The organism is Tritonibacter aquimaris (genome assembly GCF_009617595.1).
Classification (GTDB): domain Bacteria; phylum Pseudomonadota; class Alphaproteobacteria; order Rhodobacterales; family Rhodobacteraceae; genus Epibacterium; species Epibacterium aquimaris.
Window position 1 is genome coordinate 46,728 of record NZ_WIXK01000014.1, and the last position, 10,310, is coordinate 57,037.

The following is a 10,310-nucleotide window of genomic DNA, read 5'->3' on the forward strand; positions in this document are numbered from 1 at the left end:
GGTCTGGGGGCGGGTTTAGGGCCTGTGCGAAACTGATGCAAGCGGGAAATTACCTTGAAATCCACTTTACTAGGGTGACGCCCGCAAAATCATCGACAGATTATTGCCGAGGAACGCGTGCATCCCGTGCACAGGGTTTTCTTGTGGGTTGCTTCTGTCTATGGTGAACGCAAATAAAACGGTCGGACAAACGACCAATGCAGTTTAGGCACATATTCAGGCAAGGACACAGCAGCATGCAGACCGCCCCCTTTTTCATGCGACGTGGTATTAGAACTCTGCTGCCCTTGGCGGCGATCTTGACACTTTCCGCCTGTCAGGGTGGCAGCGGCTTTAATCTGCCCTTCCTAGAAGCGCGCAGTGAGGCCGGTGAAACAGGCGGCTTCAGCAGCGGCACCCGTACTGAGCTGATCGAACATGACGTTGAAGCCCCCGATGTGTTTCAGGTGACTGAGGCGGGTCTTTGGGATGGTCGTCCGTCGCTTGGTGGTGTTTGGGTGGCACACCCGGATGCGCGTGACCCAGAGCGCGTGATCATTCGCAACAACGCCAACGGTAAATTTGTCATCGGCGCATTGTTTCGCCGCGAACGTGAGATCCCCGGACCACGGGTGCAGATTTCTTCTAATGCTGCCGAAGCGCTGGGCATGCTCGCCGGTGCCCCGGTTGAGGTAAACGTCACCGCACTGCGCAAAGAAGCGGTTGAAGAGCAAAGCGAAGAAGCCGCTTTTGAGGCGCTGCAAACCTCAGCCCTTGAAACCACGCCGCTGGAAACAACACCTTTGGAAACCACCCCGCTGAGTGACGATCCCATTGCAGGGGCCGCCGCCGCGATTGAGGCAAGTGCGCCAAAGCCTGCTACGCCAAAACCCGCGGCAAAACCCGCGCCAAAGCCAAAACCAGCCGCTGTTAGTTCTAAACTGGAAAAACCCTTCATCCAGATCGGTATTTTCAGCGTAAAGGCCAACGCAAAACGCACCGCAGATATTATGCGCAATGCGGGCATAATCCCCGCTACGCTTGAAGGGTCTTCCAACGGCAAACCTTTCTGGCGCGTGGTTGTTGGCCCTGCCAACACCAAAACCGAGCGCAGCCAATTGCTGAAACAGGTCCGCGACACAGGCTTTACCGACGCTTATGCTGTCACCAACTGATCCCAAAGGGAGACCATAAATCATGGACTGCTTCACCCCCTTTGCCCGTTATGGCCTGCGGACTGCTGTTGCCACGGTTCTGTCTGCCGCGCTGCTGTCGACTTCTGCGCTCAGCGTGGCTGCCTTTGATACCAAGGCGCGCGCGGCCTATGTGCTCGATCAGGGCACCGGCACAGTGTTGATGTCAAAAGATGCTGACGCACCACTTCCGCCCGCATCTATGTCAAAGCTGATGACGCTTTATATTGCGTTTGAAGCACTGCGCGATGGCCGTTTGACCCTGGATGAACGCCTGCCCGTTTCGCAACATGCGATGAGCTACAAGGGCTCAACCATGTTTCTCAACACCCAGGACCGCGTCCGGGTTGAGGATCTGTTGCGTGGCGTTATCGTTCTGTCCGGCAATGACGCCTGCGTGGTGATCGCCGAAGCACTGTCCCCGGATGGAACCGAGGCCGGCTTTGCCCGCTATATGACCCGGCGTGCACAGGATATGGGGATGGAGAATTCTACTTTTTCCAACTCAAACGGCTGGCCCGCCGCAGGCCACCGTATGTCGGTGCGTGATCTGGCTATTCTGGCCGAGCGTCTGATCGAAGATTTCCCCCAATTCTATCCGATGTTTGCCGAGCGTGATTTTGCCTTTGACGGTCGCGCACCTTCAAACACGCGCAACCGCAACCCGCTGCTACGCCTTGATATTGGCGCAGATGGGCTCAAGACCGGCCATACTGAGGAAGCAGGATATGGCCTTGTGGGCTCGGCCAAGCAGGATGGACGTCGGGTGATTTTTGTGCTCTCGGGACTGAACTCCACCACCCAGCGCGCCGAAGAGAGCGAGGCGGTTGTGAATTGGTCCTTTCGCCAATTTTCCCAAAAAACCATAGTGAAAGCCAACACGCCGGTGGCTGAGGCCGAAGTTTGGATGGGGGCCAACAAAACCGTGGGCCTCGTCACGACTGAAGATATGGACGTGCTGTTGCCCGCGCTTCACCGCAACGAGCTCGCCGCAGAAGTTGTTTATAACGGCCCCATTCAGGCCCCGGTAAAACAAGGAGACCAGCTCGCTGAACTGGTTTTCCAACCCGAAGGCCTGCCAGAAATGCGCCTGCCGCTGGTTGCGGAAAATGATGTGGCAATTGGCGGCTTTCAGGTGCGTGTCACCACTGCTGCCAATGTGCTGATCAAACAGTTCTTAAATGGCCCCGAGACAGCCCAGTGACATCCACTCCCTCCAATCAAGGCCTGTTTCTGACCTTTGAAGGCATCGACGGCTCCGGCAAATCCACCCAATGCAAACGTCTGGCTGAGGCGCTCAGCGCGCGTGGGCTGGAGCCTGTTCTCACCCGTGAGCCCGGCGGCTCCAAAGGCGCAGAAGAAATCCGCGCGCTGGTGCTGGAAGGGGATCCTGATCGTTGGTCCGCTGAAACTGAACTTTTGTTGTTCACAGCCGCGCGGCGTGATCATCTGGAACGGCTTATTGCCCCTTCGGTTGATGCAGGAAAGATCGTGATCTGTGACCGTTTTGCAGACAGCACCCGCATGTATCAGGGCCTGTCGCGCGGCGATCTGCGTGCCACGGTTGATGAGCTTCATGCGCTGATGATCGGGCGTGAGCCGGATCTGACCATCCTGCTCGATATGGATCCCGAGATCGGCCTCGCCCGCGCTAAGGGACGGCAGGGTCATGAAGAACGTTTTGAAGATATGGGGCTGGAGCTGCAGCAGAAAATGCGCGCGGGCTTTCTGGCGCTGGCTGACGAATTCTCGGATCGTTTTGTCGTGATCAACGGCAATCAAAGCGCCGATCAGGTTGCCGAAGAAGTGCTTGCAGCGACGCTCAAGGCGCTCGCATGAGATCGCGCGAGATCAACGAAGACGACGCGCTTCCGCGTGCTGATCAGGCTCCGGGTGCGCCACACCCGCGCGAAACCGCGCGCCTGTTTGGTCAAGACGTGGCTGAGCGGGATTTCCTGCAAGCCTATACATCAGACCGGCTGCATCACGGCTGGCTGTTGATGGGGCCGCAGGGTGTGGGCAAGGCCACATTGGCCTGGCGCATTGCCCGTTTTTTGCTGGCGACACCCCCTGCCGAGGATGGCCTGTTTGGTGCACCGCCCCCGCCTAGCACGCTTGATATTGACCCCGAGCACCCGGTTGCCCATCGCATTCAGGCACTTGCAGAACCGGGCCTTGCAGCCATCACCCGCAGCTACAATGATCGCGAGAAATTGCGCGATCAGATCGTGGTGGATGATATTCGCGCGCTGAACCGCTTCTTTGGTCTTTCAGCCACCGATGGTGGGCGTCGTGTGGTGATTGTGGATGCCGCAGATGACATGAACATCAGCGCAGCAAACGCATTGTTGAAGATGCTGGAAGAGCCGCCTGCGCGCACCACGCTGCTGCTGCTGTCGCATCAGCCTTCGCGCCTGTTGCCCACGATCCGATCACGCTGCCGCACATTGCGGCTGTCGCCCCTGTCTGGCGAAGATATGCAGGCAGCGCTTGCACAGGCAGGCGCAAGTCTTCCGCAAAACCCCGATCATCTGAACGCGCTGGCGCAGGGCTCCGTTGGCCAAGCCATGCGACTGTTGTCGCTGGGTGGTCTGGAGATATATGCCGAATGGATGCAGGTGCTTGCATCGCTGCCGCGCCTTGATCGTCCGCGCGCACTCAAGCTCGCAGAGGCCTGTGCGCAACCCGGCGCTGGTGAAAAGTTTGAACTGCTGCTGACACTGATTGAAACAAGCCTTGCACGTCTTGCGCGCACTGGGGCCATTGGCCACCCTCCCCTACCCGAAGCGGCCCAGGGCGAGGCAGAGGTGTTGCAACGCCTGTCGCCAAATGCACACAAAGCCCGCGCTTGGGCCGACCTCGCCGCAACAGCTTCTGCGCGCGTACGTCACGGCCAGGCGGTGAACCTTGACCCGGCCGCGCTTGTCCTAGATACGGTTTTCAAGATGCAAGACTGCGCGTCGCAATAGATCTGCAGACGCCTAACATTCCTGAGGCCCCCATGACGCACCCGCATATCACCGATAGCCACTGCCATCTGGATTTTCCGGACTTTGAAGGCCAGCTCGATCAGGTGATCCAAAACGCCAAAGATGCGGGCGTTGCACGGATGGTGACAATCTGCACCAAGCTGCGCAATGAACCTTCGGTCCGCGCCATCGCCGAAGCACATGCGCCGGTGTTTTACGCCGCGGGCACCCACCCGATGAGCGTTGCAGATGAACCCATGGCCACCGTCGAAGAACTGGTGGCGCTTGCGAAACATCCCAAGTTTGTTGGCATCGGTGAAACCGGGCTTGATTATCACTACACCGGCGAAAGCGCCGAAGTGCAGAAACGCTCGCTCCATATCCATATTGAGGCGGCGCGCGAAACCGGCCTGCCGTTGATCATTCATTCCCGTGCCGCCGATGATGACATGGCGCGCATTCTGGGTGATGAAATGGCCAAGGGTGCCTATACCTGCGTGATGCATTGTTTCTCATCTTCGGCTGAACTGGCCCGCGCCTCGGTGGAAATGGGCTGTTATCTGTCGATGTCGGGCATTGCCGCCTTCCCCAAAAGCCGCGAACTGCGGGAAATCTTTGCCGCAGCGCCGCGTGATCGTATTCTGGTGGAGACCGACAGCCCCTATCTTGCGCCGCCGCCCCATCGCGGCAAACGCAATGAACCGGCCTATACCGCGCTAACCGCCAAAATCGCAGCTGAGGCCTTTGGCATGGATTACGCTGAATTTGCCGCCCAGACCGAAGCAAATTTTGATCGCCTGTTCTGGAAGGCCGCCGATTACAACAAGGCGGCCGCCTGATGGCAGAGTTACGTTTCACCATATTGGGCTGTGGCTCTTCGGGGGGCGTTCCGCGTCTTGGCGGGCTTTGGGGAGCATGTGATCCAGCAAACCCCAAAAACACCCGGCGCCGCTGTTCAATGCTGGTCGAGCGTGAAGGCAAAGATGGCACCACCAGCGTGCTGATTGATACTTCACCCGATATGCGTAGCCAGCTGCTCGACACGTCGACCGCGCGCCTGGATGGGGTTGTCTACACCCATGCCCATGCCGATCACGTGCATGGCATCGATGATCTGCGTATGATTGTCTTTAACATGCGTGACCGGGTTAAGGTTTACGCTGACGGCGACACGCAAAACGCGCTGCTGTCACGTTTTGGCTATGCGTTTGTTCAGCCTGAGGGATCGCCCTACCCGCCTATTCTGGATCTGCACGCAATTGATGGACCGGTTGAAATTGATGGCCCCGGCGGCACAATCACCCTGCGCCCGTTTCGCGTCGCACATGGCTCTATTGATGCGCTGGGGTTCCGGATCAATGATCTTGCCTATCTGCCCGATGTCTCAAGCATCCCGGATGCGGCACTGCCGGAACTTGAGGGGCTGGATTGCTGGGTGATTGATGCGCTGCGTCGCGATCCCCATCCCACCCATTTCTGCCTGCAGGATGCGCTGAACTGGATTGAACGGATGCAGCCACGCCGCGCCGTTCTGACCAATCTTCACAATGATCTCGACTATGCCACGCTGCAGGATGAAACCGCGGATCATATTACGCCGGCCTATGATGGTATGGTAATCCGCTACGCTGTCTAACCGCAGAAATTCAAAAGGGTAAGCCATGCTGAGCACGCTGATCAATGTGATTGCGCCGGTGTTTCTGGTGGTCGGTGCAGGCTATGCAACCACCCGTGCGGGCATGTTTCAGCAAAGCCATATTGATGGGCTGATGGCCTTCACCCAGAAGTTTGCAATCCCTTGCCTGCTGTTTGGAGCCATTGCGCACCTAGACCTGTCGCAAGGGTTTTCGCTGCCGCTGCTCAGCAGTTTTTACATCGGCGCGTTCAGTTGTTTTCTGCTCGGGTTGTTTGGCGCAAAGATCCTGTTTGGTCGCCCCTGGACGGATGCCACAGCAATTGGATTTTGTTGCCTGTTTTCCAATTCTGTCCTGCTCGGCCTGCCCATTACCGAACGCGCCTTTGGCGTGGATGCCCTGGCGGGTAACTACATGATCATCGCGTTTCATTCGCCGTTTTGTTACGGCATCGGCATCACCGTGATGGAAATTGTCCGCAATCAGGGCGCGGGATTGTTCCAGACCATTAAACGTGTGCTGACGGCGATGTTCAAAAACGCACTGATTGTTGGGATCGCGCTTGGATTTGTGGTGAATCTATCAGGCGTCGTGATCCCTGCGGTGTTTGATGAAGCGCTATCGCTGCTGACGCGCGCAGCACTCCCCGCAGCGCTGTTTGCGCTCGGCGGCGTGTTGACCCAATACCGCCCCGAAGGTGATATGCGGGTGATCCTTTATGTCTGCGCGCTGAGCCTTTTGGTGCATCCTTTGATCGTGATGAGCCTTGGCAGCCTGCAAGGGTTGGATGCGACATTGCTGCGATCGGGTGTGATGAATGCGGCAATGGCCACAGGTATTAACGGCTACATCTTTGCCAATATGTACGGCTGCGCCAAACGGGTTGCGGCCTCTGCTGTGCTGCTGGCGACCGGGCTTTCGGCGCTTACCGTTTGGATGTGGATAAGCGTGTTGTGAGCTGATCACGAGGCTTGGTCTGCTCCCACTTTGAAGCAACGCAGCCGCTAAAAATCCACCCCGTAGCGCAGCATAATTGTCTCGCTGCCGGGGCGCTTATTTTTCATATCCAGATCCAGCAGATGGTCCAGCGTCACCGACAATCGATCACGCTCTGACAGATGCACCCCCAGCCCAAGCGAGCTGCGAAACAGTGTGCCATCATGGTGGTCAGTAGACGTTCCACCCACATCGTAATGACCGACGGCCAGGCTTGCCTCCCAGAAATAGCGCTGTTGTTGGCCGAAGTTGGTCCGGTTGTGGACACCAAAACCCGCAAAGGTATCGTTGTCCTTATCCACCTGAACCACCCCCATCAGGGAGAGATTTAGAATGCGCCCTTCGTAAAAAGGCTCAGTGTGATACTCAAATAAGAAGGCAATACTTTCACGGCCCTCCTTGTCGAGCAGATCATCCCCACCGATTCCTAAAACCAATTCTCCCGCGCTCGCAGCCTGTCCTAAAAACACAGCCACGGCGATTGTTTTCAACATATCCCCATCCATGACAAAAAGTGTCACATGCGCGCAAAATTGGGTCAATTCTTGAACTTAACCCGTGTCGCGCTAGATCTGGCACATGAGAAATGGGTAGCAATGCCCCCCCTCTGAGGCTCACTGTGGGGGCTGCGTGTCTCTATTTGCCGCTCGGGCTTGGCGTGCGACTGAAATAACGTCGGGCACGATTGATCCGACGCATGATCACCTTTCCCATATCGATAAAAGGGCGTTTGTAAATATCAACGATGTTTGATGCGCTGGCTTCATCTGGCTGCAAACCATAGGTGAGCTTTTGGTCTTTTTCTGACAGATGGAGCGAGCCATACAGCCAATCCCAGACCGCCAGTGCTACGCCGAAGTTCTTATCGTGATGGCGGCGCGCGATGGAATGATGCACCTGATGTTGCGCCGGTGAAATCAGCAGATGTTCCAGCCAGGCCCAATAGCGGATGCTGATGTGAGAATGGCGCAGGTTAGAGCCCGTCACATGAAACACAAAGGACAGCACGTTGACGCCCACAACCGTCACCAGATCGATGGCCTCCCCAAAGAAGAAGAGAAACACCGCCATGGTGACCCCTTGTGCCACAGCGCTGCGCATCGCATAGAGAATACCTTCAAGCGGATGCACCCGGTAGACTGTGATCGGCGTCATGGTTTCTGCGGAATGATGCACTTTGTGGATCGACCATAAAAGCGGCCAGACATGCATCCAGCGGTGCAGCAGAAATTTGGTATAATCGTCCACCATAAAAATCGTCAGGGTAAACAGCCCCACAATCAACGCAACTGGACTGCTCGCAAACAATCCTTTTTGGAGAAACTCGACCGAATGCAGCGCGTAAAACAGCGCCGTAGCAACGGCCAGCTGGCTGATCAGAAGCGGCGACACAAACAGCGTGAAAACACGGTTGATAAGAAAAATCTTATAGTCTGCCCTGGCCGAGGCTGAAAAAAACACCTTGCGATCAAAGATCTCAGACAAAGCAACGCCCAATTTGCGCCGACGCACACAGACAAGCCAAAGAAGCGCCAACACAATGGTGAGCAGCAGGTAGCCCCAGAACACCCGTTTTTTGGGGTTCACGAAATCCAAAAACAGCGTTGGGATATATTCAAAAATTTCCAAAACAGCCCCCCGTGCACATCCGGCTTAAAACATAGTCGGGCGATGCCTAACGCACCGCCCGACCATAAATTCAGATCCGTTCAAACCGATTAGTCGGTTTCGGCGGCCTCGGTGATGCCAAGCTTGTCAGCAATCGCCTGCAGTTCTGCGGTTGCGTCATTGGCGCGACCCTTGATGCCGAACTGATCAATCAGGATCTTCTGAACTTTCAGCATGTTGTGCTGATACTCGGTCAGGGTCATGTCACGACCGCGAACAAAATTGCCGTCTGCGTCAATGTCAGACACCATTTTGCCATCGGGCATTGCCGGGCCAAAGCCGATCAGCCAGTTCAGATCCAGAGCGGTTGCACCGAGGTTATTTTTACCGCTCTGCAGCGCCATGGAGAAGCCTTTCAGCTCACCCCAGTGCTTGGCGTAGTTGCGCAGCACTTTCTCTTTGTCTTCGCCGGACTGGATCTTGGAGATGTCTTTGTAAACAGATCCCGCATATTTGAAGGTGGCTTCCGCAATCACCTTCTCCCAGTTGCTTTCGATCACGTCGGCATAGGCTTTCAGCTCAGCGCGCTGCGCATTCGTCAACGCTTCACCTTTGGCAGAGGTGATCAGCGCACGACCATCGTAAAAAGCGGTAAAGATGGTTTCCATGTAGTTGGTGGACTTAGAACCACCTTTGTCGGCGCCAGCAGCGTAGTAAGCCGGGCCAAATACATACTCGGACTTCAGGTCAACAACACCATCACCATTTGCATCAGCAGCGGCCAGGTCTTTGCCTTTTGCCACTGCGTAGTTTTGCGCGGCAGTGAGGTTCACCGAGTGTGCAGCCGCACCGAAGTAGCCGAACGCCTCATCCCAGGAATGCTCTTTCCCGGTGTAATATGCCCCGTCTTTATAAGGCTTGTTGTTAGGCTTATTGTCCGCTTCCAGCTTTTCGTCGAGGTAGTTATCAACCGCCTGATTGTAGGCCATCCCACCCAGGGTGAATTTGGAGATCAACTGGCCCCAGTCATACCCGTTTTCGGCGTCATAGCCTTTGGTAGACGCGGCAGCGTAGGTGATGAACTCACGGGCAACATCAACACCGTTCTTGTTGCCAGGCCACGCAGGCATTGCGCCTTTGTAGAATTTGCCAGAGATGTTTTTGCCTTTGGAGATCTCGTTCACAGTGGCCTGTTTCACCGGGTAGCCGTCCTTGGAGGTTGGCGCGATGATTTCAAGATCTGTGTCGGAACCATCAAAGTAAGACAGCATCAACGCTTCGAGTTCCGCAGCATTGGCCCCACCGTCGCCCTTGCCCGCCAGTTTCTTCAGACTGTCGTGCAGCACATGGCGCGCGGCCTGACCAGAGTAGGATACGGAATTGGTTTTGTCGCCTTCGTACCCTTTTACCGTGATCGGAAAAGGACCATAGGTGGTCTCGGCAACCGCAGCCCCTGACGCGATGCATGCAACAACCAGAGCGGTGGTGAATTTCAATTTGGATTTGAGCATTATGCTTCCCCCGTTCCCAAGTTAAACTGTCAACTTTTTTCGAAGGGAACCTCGTGCGTTTTGGGGGCCTCTGTCAAGCGCTTTTCCGAGTAAAACACTAGGTTTAGCTGGAATGCGTCATATTTATGATCGAATTACCCATAAGCGAAGCTTTACGCCATTCAACCATGAGCTACGGGGCGATGTTTGGGCGGGGTGGTGCGTAATCTGTGGATGTGGCGCAGGCTCGCAAACAAGTGCTCATTCACCGTCACATTGACGGCTAGCGCAGTTGTTCTTTGCCCGTTTTTTGTATTTTTCAACCTGCGGAATGCAAGACGGCTCGCTTGCTTAGCGGGTTTGTTTTTTTTGTGTGGGTATTTTATTTGGTTGCGGGAGTAGGATTTGAACCTACGACCTTCAGGTTATGAGCCTGACGAG

10 protein-coding genes are annotated in these 10,310 nt (G+C 55.9%); 7 read left to right on the top strand and 3 right to left on the bottom strand.

From position 1 onward, the window contains the following. The first annotated feature begins 236 nt into the window (after positions 1 to 236). Genes GG681_RS17115 through GG681_RS17145 form a run of 7 tightly spaced genes read left to right on the top strand, consistent with a single transcriptional unit; the run spans position 237 to position 6,732 of the window. Positions 237 to 1,154, top strand: coding sequence for an SPOR domain-containing protein (locus tag GG681_RS17115; protein ID WP_153549258.1), 918 nt, complete (start codon positions 237 to 239; stop codon positions 1,152 to 1,154). 22 nt (positions 1,155 to 1,176) lie between these two features. Next, on the top strand, positions 1,177 to 2,376 hold the full coding sequence (locus tag GG681_RS17120; protein ID WP_153549259.1) for a D-alanyl-D-alanine carboxypeptidase family protein: 1,200 nt from the start codon (positions 1,177 to 1,179) through the stop codon (positions 2,374 to 2,376). Continuing rightward, a complete protein-coding gene (gene tmk / locus GG681_RS17125) occupies positions 2,373 to 3,011 on the top strand; it encodes a dTMP kinase (protein ID WP_328593435.1) in 639 nt (212 codons plus the stop codon). Before GG681_RS17120 ends, tmk begins: the two co-directional genes overlap by 4 nt. Next, positions 3,008 to 4,141, top strand: a complete 1,134-nt coding sequence (locus GG681_RS17130; RefSeq protein WP_153549260.1) for a DNA polymerase III subunit delta' — start codon at positions 3,008 to 3,010, stop codon at positions 4,139 to 4,141. The genes tmk and GG681_RS17130 overlap by 4 nt, the downstream gene beginning before the upstream one ends. Before the next feature lie 32 nt (positions 4,142 to 4,173). Further along, positions 4,174 to 4,980 carry a TatD family hydrolase gene (locus tag GG681_RS17135; RefSeq protein WP_153549261.1) on the top strand — a complete coding sequence of 269 codons (807 nt, stop codon included), beginning with the start codon at positions 4,174 to 4,176 and terminating at the stop codon, positions 4,978 to 4,980. Continuing rightward, entirely contained in the window at positions 4,980 to 5,777 is a 798-nt protein-coding gene (locus GG681_RS17140; RefSeq protein ID WP_153549262.1) for an MBL fold metallo-hydrolase, read from the top strand. The genes GG681_RS17135 and GG681_RS17140 overlap by 1 nt, the downstream gene beginning before the upstream one ends. A 25-nt stretch (positions 5,778 to 5,802) precedes the next feature. After that, positions 5,803 to 6,732, top strand: a complete 930-nt coding sequence (locus GG681_RS17145; protein WP_153549263.1) for an AEC family transporter — start codon at positions 5,803 to 5,805, stop codon at positions 6,730 to 6,732. 47 nt (positions 6,733 to 6,779) lie between these two features. Here GG681_RS17145 and GG681_RS17150 read toward each other — a convergent pair whose 3' ends face one another. From GG681_RS17150 to GG681_RS17160, 3 genes are all read right to left on the bottom strand, one after another. Continuing rightward, positions 6,780 to 7,262: an acyloxyacyl hydrolase gene (locus GG681_RS17150; RefSeq protein WP_194287219.1), complete on the bottom strand. Its 483-nt coding sequence runs from the start codon at positions 7,260 to 7,262 to the stop codon at positions 6,780 to 6,782. 145 nt (positions 7,263 to 7,407) lie between these two features. Continuing rightward, positions 7,408 to 8,400 carry a sterol desaturase family protein gene (locus GG681_RS17155; protein WP_153549265.1) on the bottom strand — a complete coding sequence of 331 codons (993 nt, stop codon included), beginning with the start codon at positions 8,398 to 8,400 and terminating at the stop codon, positions 7,408 to 7,410. A gap of 89 nt (positions 8,401 to 8,489) precedes the next feature. Further along, positions 8,490 to 9,890: a DUF4856 domain-containing protein gene (locus tag GG681_RS17160; RefSeq protein WP_153549266.1), complete on the bottom strand. Its 1,401-nt coding sequence runs from the start codon at positions 9,888 to 9,890 to the stop codon at positions 8,490 to 8,492. Between the last annotated feature and the right edge of the window lie 420 nt (positions 9,891 to 10,310).